The following is a 15838-nucleotide window of genomic DNA, read 5'->3' as shown; positions in this document are numbered from 1 at the left end:
AACTGGACTTGCGCAATTCCTCGTGCAGGTCGTCCTTGATTTTTATGACCCTCATCGACGCATCTCCTCCTGACTGATATGTGAAACGTATAGACGAGCACTTGGTGCGGCATCAAACCGTGACAGGTCCATATTTGTAGAACGTCGCTGAACTGATCCCGTGTCGCCGACACACATCAGCAGTCTTCTCCCCAGCTTCCTGTTCCTTGATCATCGCAATGATCTGTTCGTCCGTAAATCGTGCCTTCATTTGTCCGTCCTTTTGTTGGGCGGACTCTACACAAATTTGGAGGAGTTTTTGGGGCGCAGGTCAAACCATCCGTTAGCATCCGCTAGAATGCGGCGAACGACGACTTTTCGCCCGAAGTGTCGATCTACACGAACGGCCCAAAGCTGCCTTTGGGCACTTCTCAAAATGCTGCGGCGCGGCGCTCAATGTCTTGCAGAGAAAATTCAATTGGCGGTTTGGTCTTCTCACCTCAGAACGACCAGTGTATTCATGTCTAAGTTATATTTTTTGGATTTGATCAATGTATATTAAGGAATTGCGCCTCAAGAACTTTCGTTGTTTTGGATCCAAGGAGGAAGTCATCATTCTCGATCCAGAGATGACCGCTTTCATTGGTGACAATGGAAGCGGGAAAACGACCGTCTTAAAGGCCCTTCAAAGGCTTTTCGGCCGCACATCTGCCGAGCGAAGTCTGAGACGAGATGACGTCCACTTTGGCGCTGGAGAGGTTCCCGGTCCATCTGTCCAAAGCGACGATACGCAAACTATCCCCCCTGTAGCCAACAGGGAAATTTACATTGAAGCCATATTGAGTTTTCCCGAGCTGGCAAACTCGGTTGACGTGGCCTCCGGCAGCGCACTTGATGTCTCTATCGAAACATTCCACGCAATGTCCTGTTCTGGACCAGGAAAACCGTTACAGGCCAGAATTAGGCTCGAAGCCACTTGGGAATTCGGCATCGATGAAGACGACATTGATCAACGAATCTATTGGGTCACCACCACTGAAGATGTTCCCTTTGGTGATGACGACATAGCAAAAATTCCGATGCCTACGGCGCAACGTAAGCGGATCCAGCTGAAATACTTACCTGCAACACGAAATAACTCTGCTGTGGTTAAGAGTGCGATGAAAGAGCTGCTCGTTTGGCTTGAGAAATTTGGAGATTTGTCCTCTGGTAAACAGCAACTTGAAACCCAAAGAGCCGAGTTACAAAAAGTTTTTGATGGTCTTCCCGCCGTTAATGGGGTTGTTAAAGAACTATCAAAGAATTGGGGGCAACTGTTCAAGGGCGAACTGTATTCGGAAACCAAGCTTAGCATATTGGCACAAGAAATTCACAAGGCCCTTCGCGATCTGACCTTAAAATTGAGCCCGTCGGAAACAGGTGCTGAATATGCAATCGAGGACCTGAGCGAAGGACAAGCATCTCTTCTGTATATCTCTATTGTCGCAAGTATCATTCAACTAAATGAACGCCATATTGGAAAGTCGGTTGAAGGGTATCGTGACGTTCCAGAACTACAGCCATGGCTTACGATCATCGCCCTTGAGGAACCCGAAAATCATCTCTCGCCGTTCTACTTGTCTCGAATGATAACACTTATGTCTTCGTTGTGCTCAAATGATAGCGCGATGGGGATATTAACGTCGCACTCTGCGGGAGCCATTAGGAGGGTTGAACCCGAAAAAATTCGTTACATGCGGCACGATGAACAAAAAAGAGTGTCTTATGCAAAAAGCATAACTCTCCCCGCTAAGACTGATGAGAAATACAAATACATTTATGAAGCTGTTCGCTCAAACCCTGAGCTGTATTTTGCGAAGCTGGTTGTGTTGGGTGAAGGTCGTTCTGAGGAAATCGTAATTCCGCGACTTGCAAAAGCCTTTAACCAAATGTTGGATTTGGATCCTGCTTTTGTTGCATTCGTTCCTCTAGGTGGTCGCCATGTCAATCACTTTTGGAAGCTTCTAAATGATCTAAATATCCCTCACGTGACATTATTGGATTACGATTTTGGACGATACAATGCCGGCGTATTGCGCTTCAAATATGCGACTGAGCAACTGTCCAAGATTGGCACGACATATTCCGATGCGATGCCACCAGACACAGCTGCTTGGAGAGGCATGCAGCAAGCCGAAATTACAGCCAGATATGAATGGCTGAAGAGCCACGGGGTCCACTTTTCACTGCCTCTCGATCTCGACCTGATGATGTTGAAAGCATACCCGCAACAATACCAGTCGATTTCGAGCATAGCAGACACTTCTGATTTGACCGCAGCAGACTATGAGAAGAGCGTTTTCGGGAAAGCTGGAGGCGGACTTTCGGACTATGCCAATACGTCACCCCCAACTGCCGCACAGTTGGCGATCTATGATGATCTTTTCAATAAGGGCAGCAAACCAGTTTCGCACATTGAGGCTATGTCTTTGTTGTCGGAAACCGAGCTAAGAAACGCTTGCCCAATCGAGCTTCAAAACCTTTATAAAGACTGTGCCAATCGCCTCGGAATCGACTTTAACCCCGAGAATTCCGAATGAATTTCGTTTCGCGGGATGCATGGTGTCCAAGTGATGGCATCCAACTTGACCAAGACAGCTTAGATGTTGTTCGCAGCCATGTGTCCCAAGCTGTTCAAGCAGGGCCCGGAGCTGGAAAAACGGAACTTCTAGCTCAACGGGCCGCATTTCTATTGGAGACAAACACTTGCATTGCACCAAAGAAAATCTTGGCGATCAGCTTCAAACGAGATGCGGCAAGAAATTTAAAGGAACGGGTCGCAAAGAGAGTTGGGCCTGAGCTTTCAGAGCGTTTCGATTCCTATACCTTCGACGCGTTTGCAAAAGGGATTTTAGATCGCTTTCGTGAGGGTTTGCCTGAATGGGTTCAACCCAGCCGCAACTATGAAGTTTCATTTCCGGACTGGCGAATATGGAAAGAGTTTGGTGATAGGCCTAACTTGGATGCACCTTTCAACCATGAAACTTTTCATCCAGATACCGTTAAAAATGGCCACGCATACTTAGGTCGAGCGCCGTCGCCTTTTCCAACGAATCGACCGCAACCCGCATCTGCCGTTGAAGCTATGACACTTGCGTGGTGGACAAATCAGTTATCAAGAACCACTCAGCCTCTTACCTTTGATATGGTTAAGACGCTTGCGCAAACTATTATCCACCACAACCCGCCAATTAAACGAGCGTTCCTAAATAGTTACTCCCACGTGTTTTTGGACGAATTCCAAGACACAACCCTGCCGCAGTATGCCGTGTTGAAAGAAATATTTGGCGGCTCTCAGTCAATTTTGACTGCAGTGGGCGATAACAAACAGCTGATCATGACATTTGCGGGAGCCACAAGTGAACGATTTCGGCAATTCTCGACGGATTTCAACTCTCAAAATGTGGCCCTAGCATCTAACTTCAGATCCAATCAGCGGATAGTGGATATTGTGAACTCAATGGCAAAAACCATTGAGCCGGCCTCAATCACTGTCAAATGCTCAAAAGCGGCTGATCCAATTCCATCGGTTTCTGATGGCATAGTAACTTTTTCAAGCGATGGCGATGAACACAAAGGCATTGCTGAATTCATCTCTCGCGAGATCGAAAGTGGCGATATGAACGCCAATGATTTTATTGTTTTAGTTAGGCAAAAGGCAGATGATCACGAAAACAATGGCCTTGGAGCGGCTTTTGAAGAGGTAGGTTTGGCGCTTAGAAATGAAGCGCGAACCATTGGCGAAAGTGGTATTTCGTTGCAGGATCTGTCCTCCGAACCTTTAGCGCAAGCGGTTGTGCTATTTATTCAAGTTGCAACTGGTGATCGCCGATACCGAGCCTATCCAGATCTTATTCAACTGATGTCGATTTCGCATGGCTCAACGAGTGAACGAAGCGCAGAGCAGTTTAGACTTGAGCAAGTATTGCGAAAGGCGACAAAGGCGTTTGAAGAGTTCACCACGTCATCCGACGGCTCATTTTCTTGGGATGCCTTAGTCGATTTAATCACCGTGCAACTCGGAGAGGACAAACTTCGTAGGCTAGCCCAAGAATACAAGAACCCTGAACGGTTTTCCAAAATCAAAAACGGCATCGCAGAATTTCTTGCTGAATGTTCACAGGGAGCTAAAAATTGGCACGAAGTTGTCGATAGGTATCAAGGCATCAACCAGGTTCGCCTTATGACAGTTCATAAGAGCAAAGGACTGGAGGCGCACACAATCATTTTCTTTTCCCTATGTGATGAATCATTTTTCTATAAAGCGGATATGGATGAAGAAGCGCTGGCATTTTTTGTAGCAGTATCCCGGGCAGAGCAAAGAGTGTTCTTTACGAGAGGTCACGGTAGGACCGTGAAATTAGAGCCGCTGTATGATCTACTGACACAGGCCGGCGTGCCAAACATCTTAGCATTTCCGTAAAGCGGGCGGATTTTTACCCGCCGACTGTATTTTGCGTCAGCGCGAAAGTCCGGTTTTCGCCCGAAGTGTCGATCGACGCGATCGGCCCAAACCTGCCATTGGTCGTTCCTATCGTCGCTGCATTGCTGCTTCCCCGAAGCAGACATTGACCCGTTAGCGCAGCATCTTGACGTGCGGGATGGCGGCATCGCGGACTTTGCCGCCGTTCACGTAGCGCAGCCCAATGTCTGCTGTTCCCACAACTTTTCAGAGCACCAAGCCCTCAGGCAACGCCAAACGCAACTTGTTGGCCGTCACTCCATCGTCGTGGTGATTGCCCATACATTCGTTTGAATTCTCGGCTGAATTGAGACGGGCTCACGTATCCAACGTCTATCGCTGCCTCGTTCACGGTCATACCTCCAGCAATCTTCATCGCAGCATTGTTAAGGCGCATCGATTTGACGAATTGGATGGGAGCCATTGTTGTGACTTGCTTGAATTTTCGGTGAAACACGGCGCGGCTCATACCAGCACGGGTTGCCATATCATCAATCGAAATTGGCGCGTCTAAGTGAGAGGATACATGCGCAATAGAGCGCGCGATGGCATTGCCAGCGCCGTAAGCTCGCCGAGCAAAACTACCTGCCTCACCCTTCAAGATTGCAAATGATAGCTCCCGCAGCCGCGCATCACCAAGCACTGCAGTGTCCGTTTCATTTTGACCCAGTTGAAGCAGACGTAGAAGTGCATCGGAGAATGCGTCGTCCCAATAGGCTAGCCTGATACCCTGTGCGGGTAGGCTCCCCTTTCCGATGGGAACGTAATCGCCAAGATTATCCATTTCTAGGGTCAGTTCCGTCATAACCCGTTGATCGAGCGAAACATAAACGCCAAATAGCGGATTGTCTGGTGATGCCGTGGGCGTTCCCGCTTGCACCGGCATGGACATCGGACAGCACAGGTAGTGGCTGCTGTCATAAACGTGTCGTTCGCCATCTAATACTGCCTCTTTGGCCCCGCTCACGATGGCAACGACGCTGGGTTCATACACCGCAGGAGCGCAAGGGATCGCTTGGGTGGCGCGAAACAAGCGGACACCTTTTATGCCAGTTTCAGTGAGACCGTCTTGGTCGGTTCGGCTTTCGATAAGTTGTCTGATCTGTTCTTTGCTCATGCGTTCAGTTTAGAGCGGCAAATCTAGCCGTGACAACCCGACTGATACAATCAGGCAAGTATTCGTTATGATACGGTCTATTTCAGTCAGTCGATGAGAGCTATCTACACTGCCAAGACGATAGCACACATTTCTCGGCAAATGGCCGACCCCTTAAGGAACAACACCATGGCAGATACAACTTTCGGGCCCAAAGGCTGGACGCCGAACCGTCTCGGCTCACTTGCAGGAAAAACCTACGTCATCACCGGCGGCAACGCTGGCGCTGGATTTGAAGCCTCACGCATCTTTCTGTCGAAAGGGGCACAGGTCGTGATGTTAAACCGCAGCGCCGAGAAATCGACCGCTGCCGTCGTTGCGCTGAAAGAAGAATTTGGCACAGATGCAGAAGTGAGCTTTGTGCGTATGGACCTGTCCGATCTCGCAAGCGTCCGCGCAGCAGCAGATGAAGTGCTGAAAACCGTTCCCCAGATCGACGCGCTGATCTGTAACGCCGCCATCGCTCAAGTGCCGACACAGCAACTCACCGTTGATGGCTTTGAAAGCCAGCTTGGCACAAATCACTATGGTCATTTCGTGCTGTGCGGAATGCTGTTTGATCGGATCGATGCCAGTAAAGGCCGGATCGTCGTTGTTGCCAGCCTTGGCTACAATATGGGGATCAAAACCATCCAGTTTGACGACATGAATTGGGACAAGAACTACAGCGCCAATCCTGTTTATAGCCAGAGCAAGCTGGCCCAGATGATGTTTGCCTATGAGTTACAGGATCGCTTGAAAGGGACAGTCAAGGACGTGTCGATTTACGTCTGCCATCCCGGCGCTTCCGCGACATCGCTGATCAGCTCTAGTGGTGGCCTAATGACGCGGCTGACTTGGTGGCTGATGAGCAAAACGCCAATGGTGCAAACTGCTGAAAGAGGCTCCTATCCTGAAGTTATGTGCGCGACAGAAGACGGGTTAGAACAACGCGCGCTCTATGGCCCAACGGGTTTGATGCAAACGGGCGGCCCGGTCGGCAAAGGCACGCTAAACCCCCATGCCTACGACAAGGATGTGATGGAAAAGCTGTGGCGGGTGTCCGAAGAAGCAACCGATTTTAGCTGGGAGATTTGAGCAACCCGCGAACCAGTGGGTCGCTTCCGCGCGCAGCAGCAGACATTTGAACACGGCGCAGCATCCGTCGTTTTGGGCTCGAAGCGGACGTGCGGCAATGCAGCGCGTGGTTTTTGCGCAAAATGCCCTGCCACCGGCCTGAGCGATCACACGGGATGACTGCTGTCAGCCCGAAGCGGACATGACCTGTGCCGCCATAGCATCAGACATTTTCAGAAGTGAGGGCGGAGAGCTGCCTTTTGCTGCAGCATGTGCCAATGTCAGCTATGCTAAAAAATTGAAATTGAAGGCCTGACATGTTACATATTGATGTCTGAAGTTTATGTATTAATGGGGTGGATTGCGGCTGGCTTGGACTTGCTGTTCCCTCTCTGGCCAAGTTGATTTTATATAGGCCAATATGGTCCAGATATCGTCGTCTGACAGCGTGTTTTTGAATGCCGGCATTCCGCTATTGAAGTCGTTGATGCCACGCAAAGCCAGAGTTCCTCTTCCACCAAATTTTGTGTAGTCAAATAGCAAAGCGTTATCGTGATGCCATGTGTGCCCTGTCCGGTCATGCGGCGGCGCTGGCAAAACGCCCTCATCGTTTGCTATCTGCCAATCGGGCTGACCTCTTAAGTCAGCGCCATGACATGCGGCACAAGTTTCGACATAAAGCTCGCGACCCTTATTTAAGTCGCGTGCGTCAAGTTCGTGATCTGCCGCAGCACTTGATGCAAAAACGAATAAGAAGGATGTAAGTATTTTCATAGGACATTGACCCAAGTGCGCATTCCTCCGATGGCATGACTAAGCATATGGCAGTGCAACAGCCAGCGGCCAGGATTGTCGAAAACGCAGATAATATCTCGGCTCTCACCAGCATTTACAAGCGTGGTATCACGCAAGTCACCTAAGCTGCCATCCGCTTCAACCTCATAGAAATGATGCCCATGTAGGTGGATGCCGTGGGCAAACGCTGTGTCATTGACCATCGTGATTTTCACCGTCTCACCACGTTGAAAGGTGCCGAAGGGCGTTTGCGGTAAATCTGAGGTATCGTTGAAAGCCCAGATATTGTCGCCTCCATGCCGCCCGCTCATGGCTCCGCCTTGCATTTGCAAGGTCAGGTGTTGCCTGGGTTCATCTGGACGAGAAAGACCATGCGGTTCCAGAGGTGCAATTTGAGCTATTTGACGGACTGTATTAGTGCCTTCAACAACCAAATTCGCCAATTTAAACGCGCCTTGGCGTGACACCATATCAAAGCTGACTGGGCCGGTGATATCAGCGATCACATCAACGCGCTGCGCCGGCGCAAGAACAAGATCGGCCATATCACGCGGGACGCTGAGAGCCATGCCATCGAGTGCAACGATTTTGCCACTGATGCCGCCAACCGCCACCGGAAATACGCGATTTGTAGCGCCATTGATCAGGCGAAAGCGCACTCGATCCCCTAGCTTGACCTTCGTTTGTGATAAAAACGCACGTGCGAAATTTCCCATATATCCACCATGAGCCATGGTGTGCATGTCGCTAAACGCGTCGCTCAAGCTGCCATCATCTTGCATCAGCCAATCCGAAATGAGCACCGTGATGTCGTGGTCTACGTCTGGTGGCGTATCGTCTTCGATGATCAAAGCCCCCATCATGCCCCGCGCCACTTGCTCTTGCGAAATGTAGTGCGAGTGATACCAAAAGGTGCCGGCATCCGGCGGCGTAAAGCTATAGGTTTTGCTGTCATTCGGAAGGATGAGTTCTTGTGTCAGTTCCGGCACTCCGTCCATCCGGTTTTGTAAGCGAATGCCATGCCAGTGGACTGAAGTCCCCTCATTCAAGCCATTCTCAACCTTAATGTTTGCGCGCTTGCCACGCGGCAGGCGCACTGTTGGACCAGGTGTGGACCCGTTAAACCCAAGCATCTGTGTTGCTGGGCCACCATTGGGCAAGATTTGTTGCGTTACCGGCTCTGCACGCAAATGAGCCGTGCTTGTCGCGGCCCAAAGAGGCATTGGTAACATTGAAAATGCAGAAGCCGAGGTCAAAAACTGCCGCCTATTGAGTGTCATCAGTTGATCCCATTTGCGCGTTGTAATTCACGAATATAAGCTATGATCATAGTCACATCGCCCCGCGTCACGCCCTCAACTGGGGGCATATTTCCAAACCGCCAATGATGTGCGCGCACGCCGGATGCTGCGGCCCGCTGAAAAGCATCATCGCCGTGGTGGCTGGGCTCATAGATTTTATGAACCAAAGGCGGCGCAACGCCATCTTGCCCAGCTGCGTTTGCCCCGTGGCACGCGGCACAGGCGGCATCAAACGCACGTTTTCCAATTTGGGCATTTTGCGACAGCATCTCGGGTATAAGGACTTTCGCCAACGCACCTTGTGCAACGCTGGATTGAGGTGTGGATGATGCGCTTGGCTCATCATTCGGCCACGTCAGATAGGCTATCCCACCCACAATAATAAGTGCGCCAATTGCGAGTTTATGTTTCATTAAAGCCTCTCGTTTCCATCATTTTCAACTGTGCTACAGCTTCCCCTAGGTGGAAGGTCAAACCATTGCGCATCACAGTTTAGAGAGCATCCAGACAGCCATGCCCACCATCATCACGTTTTCAAGCAGTGATACGAATCCCAACGGAACATTACTGTCCCCGCCAACGCAGGCGCATTTCAATTCACGCTTGTCGATGTAGACGGCCTTGAACACGCTTATCGCCCCGATGCTTGCAACAAACAGCGCAGCGGGTGCGGAAAGCCAAGTCAATAGGCCTGCCATCATCAAAAGGCCCGCGCCAGTTTCAACAAAAGGATAAATGTAACCGTAGCGAACCCAGCGCTGTGCCAATAAATCGTAATTCAAAAACATCGTTGCAAAGCGTTCGACATCTTGCAGTTTTTGAAGGCCCAACAACACCATTGAAATAGAGATGAACCACTCCAAGGTGCGCCCCGCAACAACGGTCCCAAGAGACAGCCATGTCACGCATACGGCCAACAGCGCTGCGATGCTAAAAAGTGCAATCACGGGTTTATAAGTTGTCGCATTTTTGGGTTTCGTTGCTGTGCCAAAGTATGCGCTTAGGTCATCAAAGCCACCAATACGTTTGCCATCGATGAAAACCTGTGGCGTTGTTTCGACATCATGTTCGGCCTTGAATGCATCCACTTCATCGCGCGAGGTCAAGTGCCGATCCTCAACAACAAAGCCGTTGCGCTCTAACAGGTCTTTGGATTTGAGACCGTAGGGACACATGTGATCTGTCATAACCATGCGATAAAGTGTGGCGGTTTTATTCGTTTTTGTAGCGATCATTTTGCATGTCCTTTTGCGGACGCGATGCGCCCTTGATTGTTCTTTGCACGCAACATAAGGTCTCCCGTAACTGGAAGGTCAAGGTGGATTTATGAATATTTCATCGGCAGCAAAAGCGGCGGGGTTATCCGTCAAAACGGTGCGCTATTATGCTGATATTGGCTTGGTCGAAGCGCCCGCACGATCTGATGCAGGCTACCGCACCTATGACGAAGTCTCTGTTCGTAAGCTGGTGTTCATCCGCAGATCACGCGCCTTTGGTTTTTCCATCGAAGAATGCCGCGAACTTTTAGGGCTATATCAAGATCAAGCGCGCACAAGTGCCGAGGTCAAACGCATCGCGTCAAAACGCTTGGAAGAAATCGAAATCAAACAACGCGAATTACAATCCCTGCACGACGAATTGGCACATTTGGTGACATCATGCCGTGGAGACCACCGGCCAGATTGTCCGATTATTAGCTATTTAGGATGATAACTGTTTTACAGTGGTGATGCACAAAACCTGCCGTTGGCTGCGCTATAAGCCAATGTCGGATCTGGGCCGATCACGTCGAGAAGGAAGATTACGGTTCCAGACTTTGCAAAGGTCGCTATCTGCGCATAGCTGACCTTGATGGCTGGCGCAGCATAGTTGGCAAGGCTTTTGAGACGATAAGGTCAGATGCTGTAATCTAAACGACCCAATTAGTTTCGGGCGGTTAATACAAATAGACGGCTGTCAAAAGCGCAACGATGTCATTTGCCTCATTGTAGAGCGCCAACGTTTCACCATTGATACGGTAGCTTTGAGTGGCCTCAAGGGCCCGCGCAAGGCTTTGCTCTATTGCATCCAGTGGTGGCGGGCATGCCATGAGTGTCGCTGCTGAGCGGCCAAAGCTCAATGTTCCGTCTTGCTGTGTGAAATCACCCATCATTCCATTGCAGCCCACCGTTGCTGAAAACCGACCATCATTTTCGCGTAGGATCACGTGTGCTTCGTGGCCGCCCGATGGCAGGCCGACAACATCCTCACCTGCCAGAGTATCAATCTTCCAGTAGGTATTTGTCAGCATTGCATCCGCACGCTGGCGTTCACAGGTGATGCCTGGGCGGGTGCGAACAAACCGATCCACAACAAGACTACGCTGCTCTGGTCCCTCCATCGCGGGACGCATCAAAAAGGACCCTTCGACATTTACATAAAGTGGGGCAGCGGCGTCAGATTGATCGGCAAGATATGCCCGTTCCATCTCGAGGTAATCACCGTCCATGACCACAGGATAGCTGCGCCCAGTGCGACACTCCTGAAACATCGCAGCATCCGCCATATATGTCATCATGCCGCCGAGAAAGACATCCTTGATATCTGTTTCATCCAACGTGCCGTTTCCGGTCAGCTCGTAAGGAAGGTCGGACGTGATGACATTCCCGTCCATATCCAACGACCTGATTTTGTTAGCTGCCTTAACCTCCCACTGGTTGGGAGTGTCAGTCAAACCGGACAGGACAATCGTCTTGCTTTGTGCATCCGAATACCAAAACCCGATATCGTCTTGAATGTTGTCGCCAGTATCCCCAGCGCGGCCCAGCCATTCCCGGCGCAGATGATAGCCTTGGTCAGGCCACATGTCGAGGTGATAGGAGATCCCCTCACAGTCCGCGCAAGGAAGCGTGCCTGTGAATGTTGCGGGCAGTTCTAGACCGTGCGCGCCAATTTGTGGGTGGTCCGTAATTGCATTGCTTCGCGCCTCTGAGGCAACCCGCACCATGATAAGATGAACCTCATCCGGTGCTCCGCGCGTGATAACGGGCGCGACCGTGTCAGTGGTAAACATCATATGATCACCAGCCCAGAGCGTCGCGCGAACCGCATAGCTGTGGTTTTCCTCAATCTCGCTTGCGTCATACTTGATCTCAAACGCGTAAGGTGGGCCACCCGCATTTTCGATTTCGATGCGTCCCAGCTCATCCGCTGGAGCGTCTGCACGAAAAATATCGGAGAGGGTCACAACAAGGCGTGCATCCGCTGGAGGCATGATCCGCTCGCGGAAGGTTGCTGTGCCCGTGACAGTCTCAGCCACCGCAATTCCTTCAAAGGAAAATACAAACGTCAGGAGCATGGCCATAAAGCGGGAGTAAAGCACTGGCGTTTCTTTCTATTTCGAAAAGTTCGTTCAAAAAACTATAGAGTTATGGTTCTCATATTAAGACATTATCAAACTCTGCCTCAGTGAGCAAAAGCTTCCCAGTCCAGTCGAGGCCGATATCCACAAAGCTTGGATTACCTGCCACCAAGTCCGAAGGCGTTTCCGGGACATCATTCAACGCGGCTCCATTTGCCCCAGCCTTGAGCAGCATCTCAACATTCTCTGGCGTTCCGAATTGCGATGCGACGTGAAGTGGCGTCCCACCGTGGTTATCGCGCGCTGAAAGATCAGCACCGGCATTGGCGAGAATGAAAATGTTTTCTACGGGGCCATATGATGCCACGATGTGAAGCGCGCCTCCAGCACCCTACTTGATCTGGCCTTAGATGGTGATCAGATTTGATATTAATGTCTAGTCAGAAGACCATGAGCTTGAGGCGAACGGCCCTAAGCTGCCGCTCGCGCTAAAACCGTCTAATGACCGCTCCCAGCCCAAAGCGGCTGTGGCGCCTGAGGGGTGAATTGACAAAGCGGATGGGGTGGATAGCTCCTGCTTCAACTGGCGTCACAATGCGCCATACTGCAGTTGTTTATCACTGCTAGGAAAGGAGCTATACAATGCAAGTTACAACAGTTGGTATTGATCTGGCCAAACATGTTTTTCAGGTCCACGGAATTACTAAGGATGGGAAGGTTGTCTTCAATCGAGCTATCCGTCGCCCACAACTCATGCAGTTCTTCACCAAATTGGAACCCTGTTTGATCGGCATGGAGGCATGCGGGTCCAGCCACTATTGGGCACGAGAACTCACCAAGCTTGGGCACGATGTTAGGCTGATCCCGGCCAATTATGTGAAGCCTTATGTCAAACGCGGCAAGTCTGATGCCAATGATGCTGAAGCTATCTGTGAAGCGGTGACACGCCCGACGATGCGGTTTGTTGCGCCCAAGTCTGAGGAACAGCAAGCCGTATTATTCCTGCATCGCGCGCGCGATTTGATCGTCAGGCAGCGAACGCAACTGAGCAACATGCTTCGCAGCCTGCTGGCCGAGTTTGGTGTCATCATTCCACAAGGAACTGGAGCAGCAGTCAAATACGCGAAAGGAGTTCTCGAAGGAGAGAAGCCCGCTCTACCACAAATCGCAATCGATGTTCTGAGACAACTCAGCCACCAACTTATCGCGATGCATCTAAGGTTCCGTTGGTACGAGATGCGCATGCGGCTTCATTCGAAACTGGACAAACGCGTTATGCTGTTGCGCACGATCCCAGGCGTCGGGCCCGTCACCGCGTCAGCCATTGTTGCCACAGTTGGCGACGCTAAGCAGTTCAAGAATGGCCGACAATTCGCGGCTTGGTTAGGTTTGACACCATTGAATTTGTCCAGCGGCGGAAAGGAAAGATTAGGGCGGATTACAAAAATGGGCGACCGCTACATTCGGCGTCTTTTAGTGACCGGTATGACAGCGCGATTGCGGCAAATGAAAGTAAACCCTGATCGGGTCGACCCATGGGCCATCGGTCTTCTTGAGCGCAAACCTGCTCGATTGGCGACTGTCGCAATGGCAAACAAGACCGCACGAATAGTCTGGGCGGTGCTGACCAAGAACGAATACTATCGGCCTCACACAGCTTAAGAGATAAGAAAGGAACACCCGAGACAGCAAGACCAATGAAATGATGGCGCACAGTCAGCCCGCCAACCAAGACACCCCGTCGAATGTCCAGGACACGTTGTTGTTCGATAAGCCGTTTGGGACTTGGTCGCGGAAACCATCAGGGCCAGCGGCTACGAGTGCCGCGCAAATAGGCCGGACACACGTCTGCTTCTGACCAGTGCGAAATTACTTCAAAAATGTCTTGCTATGCAGGAGCTATCCACACACGACGTTCATAGTGTTGTTTGTCAGTGACGGCAATGCGGGACAAACCCGACCTTGCTCGCTAGAAAATCAAAGTCCGCTTTCGGCAATCTTGCTAAAGGTAACGTCGCACTTTAACTTTGTAAGTTCTATAATCCGCCCCATAGGTGTCTTCTAGCCAAGGTTCTTCCGCGAATGGTGCCGCGGCTAAAACCAAGACACCGAACGCTGCGATAAATGCCGCCCATCCAGACGCAGAAAGCACCGCCCATCCCACGAGAATGGCCATATCCGCCAAGTATTGCGGGTTACGGGAATACCGATAGAGACCATCTGTTTTCAACTCAGCGACTTCGCCACTGGTTGCGCCAAGGCCAATTTTCCGGACCCCCATCCAGACGACGACGTTACCTGCGACCATCAGAGTAGGACCAATTCCCCACCGGACGAACATGGGCCAATCAAAGCTGTTCCAGTTTGCAATACCCAGCACCAACGTAGCGGCAAATATTGAAACCGTGGCCAGCCAGACCCGAAGCTTGATGCTCGTTGTGGCTTGCTTCGGGGGCCAGATACGACGCTTAGGAAACGCGATGGACCACCCGAACGCAGCAAGCAGATAGCAACCTGCGAGCCCACCGACCAAAACGGCGAGGATTTCGATGTTACTCAGCATGGTCATGCCCATGACTTTCCAGCGCGCCACTGTCCTCGCCTGAGCGCAGTTCTTGCCACGCTTGAACCAGAATAAGCTGGGCTGAGCGCAAGAACAGACCTGCCATGATGATTGCTACGATAAGATCAGGCCACGCCGAAGCCGTCAGAAAGACCGCGAAGCTTGCAATCATGACAGCGACATTGCCGATGGCATCATTGCGCGAACACAACCAGACAGAACGCACGTTGGCGTCACCGTCCTTGTAGCGCATCAGAAGCAGGACACTTGCCAAGTTCGCGGCCAGCGCCAGTAGCCCGATCAAACCCATGATCTGTGCGCTTGGAACGCCCAGAATGAATATCTGGTAAACTGTCGAGCCAAAGACCCAAAGGCCCATAAACAGTAAGCTCAGACCTTTGATCAGTGCAGCGGTTGAACGAACCTTAAGGCTCATCCCTATGACCGCGAGACTAAGGCCATAGGTCAATGCATCCCCCAAAAAGTCGAGGGCATCTGCTTGCAATGCCTGCGATCCAGCAAGTTTGCCTGCCGACATTTCTACAAAGAACATGGCCGCGTTTATGAAGATAACCCCCCACAGAACTCGCTTGTAAGCTGGATCAACACCATCAAATTTTGGGTTGCCAGAGCAACCACACGCGACTTCGGTTTTGCTGATTGTTTCAGTCATGCGATGTTCCTCGTTTTGTGCGGATTAAGAGCCAACGCGGGACACACGCCGCATAGTCGTCAAAGGGTTTTCCAAAAGTCCGAATGAGGGCTTCTTCCTCGCCCCTGATCTGAAAACGATCAATGGCTAGAAAAAATGCAACAACAGTAAAGACTGCGCTGCCCGCACCGAGCCACAGGGCAAAGGCCATCAAAATGATCAGCATTCCCACATACATCGGGTTACGCGTCACACTGTAGATGCCGTTCGTCACCAGTGTGCTCGCCAATTCTGGTGATTGCGGGTTCACGGTTGTCTTGTGGCGGATAAAGCTCAGGACTGCAGGTAGTAGAAACAGCGCTCCCGCCGTTACAGTCGCGGCAATCAACCACGTGGGTGTTTCAAAAGTCGCCAGCGGGACGAATGCGGCAAGCAAGCTTGCCATCACAATGCAAAATGCCAGTTGTGCGAGTGGGGGTATGTTCATGAAGACAC

General features: G+C 51.1%; 15 protein-coding genes and 1 pseudogene. 5 read left to right on the top strand and 11 right to left on the bottom strand.

Features of this window, described 5'->3' with window-relative positions:
• Positions 1–130: 130 nt before the first annotated feature.
• Positions 131–250, bottom strand: a pseudogene (locus tag KO503_RS10410) (transposase); the annotation flags it as partial.
• A 280-nt stretch (positions 251–530) separates the two neighbouring features.
• On the opposite strand from KO503_RS10410, the gene KO503_RS10405 reads away from it, so the two are divergent.
• Positions 531–2558, top strand: coding sequence for an ATP-dependent nuclease (locus tag KO503_RS10405; RefSeq protein ID WP_215991496.1), 2028 nt, complete (start codon positions 531–533; stop codon positions 2556–2558).
• Positions 2555–4441, top strand: a complete 1887-nt coding sequence (locus KO503_RS10400) for a UvrD-helicase domain-containing protein (RefSeq protein ID WP_215991495.1) — start codon at positions 2555–2557, stop codon at positions 4439–4441. Before KO503_RS10405 ends, KO503_RS10400 begins: the two co-directional genes overlap by 4 nt.
• A 262-nt stretch (positions 4442–4703) precedes the next feature.
• On the opposite strand, the gene KO503_RS10395 is transcribed toward KO503_RS10400, so the two are convergent.
• Entirely contained in the window at positions 4704–5597 is an 894-nt protein-coding gene (locus KO503_RS10395; RefSeq protein WP_215991494.1) for an AraC family transcriptional regulator, read from the bottom strand.
• 168 nt (positions 5598–5765) lie between these two features.
• On the opposite strand from KO503_RS10395, the gene KO503_RS10390 reads away from it, so the two are divergent.
• A complete protein-coding gene (locus tag KO503_RS10390) occupies positions 5766–6713 on the top strand; it encodes an SDR family oxidoreductase (protein ID WP_215991493.1) in 948 nt (315 codons plus the stop codon).
• A 327-nt stretch (positions 6714–7040) separates the two neighbouring features.
• Here KO503_RS10390 and KO503_RS10385 read toward each other — a convergent pair whose 3' ends face one another.
• The 4 genes from KO503_RS10385 to KO503_RS10370 form a co-directional block, all read right to left on the bottom strand.
• On the bottom strand, positions 7041–7466 hold the full coding sequence (locus KO503_RS10385) for a c-type cytochrome (RefSeq protein WP_215991492.1): 426 nt from the start codon (positions 7464–7466) through the stop codon (positions 7041–7043).
• Positions 7463–8767: a multicopper oxidase family protein gene (locus KO503_RS10380; protein WP_215991491.1), complete on the bottom strand. Its 1305-nt coding sequence runs from the start codon at positions 8765–8767 to the stop codon at positions 7463–7465. The genes KO503_RS10385 and KO503_RS10380 overlap by 4 nt, the downstream gene beginning before the upstream one ends.
• The gene (locus KO503_RS10375) at positions 8767–9201 is read right to left on the bottom strand and encodes a c-type cytochrome (protein WP_215991490.1); all 435 of its coding nucleotides are present in this window, start codon (positions 9199–9201) and stop codon (positions 8767–8769) included. Before KO503_RS10375 ends, KO503_RS10380 begins: the two co-directional genes overlap by 1 nt.
• A gap of 72 nt (positions 9202–9273) precedes the next feature.
• A complete protein-coding gene (locus tag KO503_RS10370; RefSeq protein WP_252731037.1) occupies positions 9274–10023 on the bottom strand; it encodes a MauE/DoxX family redox-associated membrane protein in 750 nt (249 codons plus the stop codon).
• A 91-nt stretch (positions 10024–10114) separates the two neighbouring features.
• Between KO503_RS10370 and cueR the strand changes: the two genes are divergently transcribed.
• Positions 10115–10498, top strand: a complete 384-nt coding sequence (gene cueR, locus KO503_RS10365; protein WP_215991489.1) for a Cu(I)-responsive transcriptional regulator — start codon at positions 10115–10117, stop codon at positions 10496–10498.
• Positions 10499–10724: 226 nt separating this feature from the next.
• Here cueR and KO503_RS10360 read toward each other — a convergent pair whose 3' ends face one another.
• Entirely contained in the window at positions 10725–12086 is a 1362-nt protein-coding gene (locus KO503_RS10360) for a YbaY family lipoprotein (RefSeq protein ID WP_215991488.1), read from the bottom strand.
• Positions 12087–12204: 118 nt separating this feature from the next.
• Complete coding sequence (locus KO503_RS10355) at positions 12205–12495, bottom strand: ankyrin repeat domain-containing protein (protein ID WP_215991487.1); 291 nt, start codon at positions 12493–12495, stop codon at positions 12205–12207.
• A 275-nt stretch (positions 12496–12770) separates the two neighbouring features.
• Here KO503_RS10355 and KO503_RS10350 point away from each other — a divergent pair, with 275 nt between their 5' ends.
• Positions 12771–13790 carry an IS110 family transposase gene (locus tag KO503_RS10350; protein ID WP_215991486.1) on the top strand — a complete coding sequence of 340 codons (1020 nt, stop codon included), beginning with the start codon at positions 12771–12773 and terminating at the stop codon, positions 13788–13790.
• Between the two features lie 340 nt (positions 13791–14130).
• Here KO503_RS10350 and KO503_RS10345 read toward each other — a convergent pair whose 3' ends face one another.
• From KO503_RS10345 to KO503_RS10335, 3 genes are read right to left on the bottom strand one after another with little or no spacing between them, the layout of a single operon-like run.
• Positions 14131–14691, bottom strand: a complete 561-nt coding sequence (locus KO503_RS10345; protein WP_215991485.1) for a methyltransferase family protein — start codon at positions 14689–14691, stop codon at positions 14131–14133.
• Positions 14681–15364 carry a cation transporter gene (locus KO503_RS10340; RefSeq protein WP_215991484.1) on the bottom strand — a complete coding sequence of 228 codons (684 nt, stop codon included), beginning with the start codon at positions 15362–15364 and terminating at the stop codon, positions 14681–14683. The genes KO503_RS10345 and KO503_RS10340 overlap by 11 nt, the downstream gene beginning before the upstream one ends.
• Complete coding sequence (locus KO503_RS10335; RefSeq protein WP_215991483.1) at positions 15357–15830, bottom strand: methyltransferase family protein; 474 nt, start codon at positions 15828–15830, stop codon at positions 15357–15359. Before KO503_RS10335 ends, KO503_RS10340 begins: the two co-directional genes overlap by 8 nt.
• Between the last annotated feature and the right edge of the window lie 8 nt (positions 15831–15838).

Source organism: Pacificibacter marinus (assembly GCF_018860505.1).
GTDB classification, from domain to species: Bacteria; Pseudomonadota; Alphaproteobacteria; order Rhodobacterales; family Rhodobacteraceae; genus Celeribacter; species Celeribacter marinus_B.
This window is presented reverse-complemented; position numbering and strand designations above follow the sequence as displayed.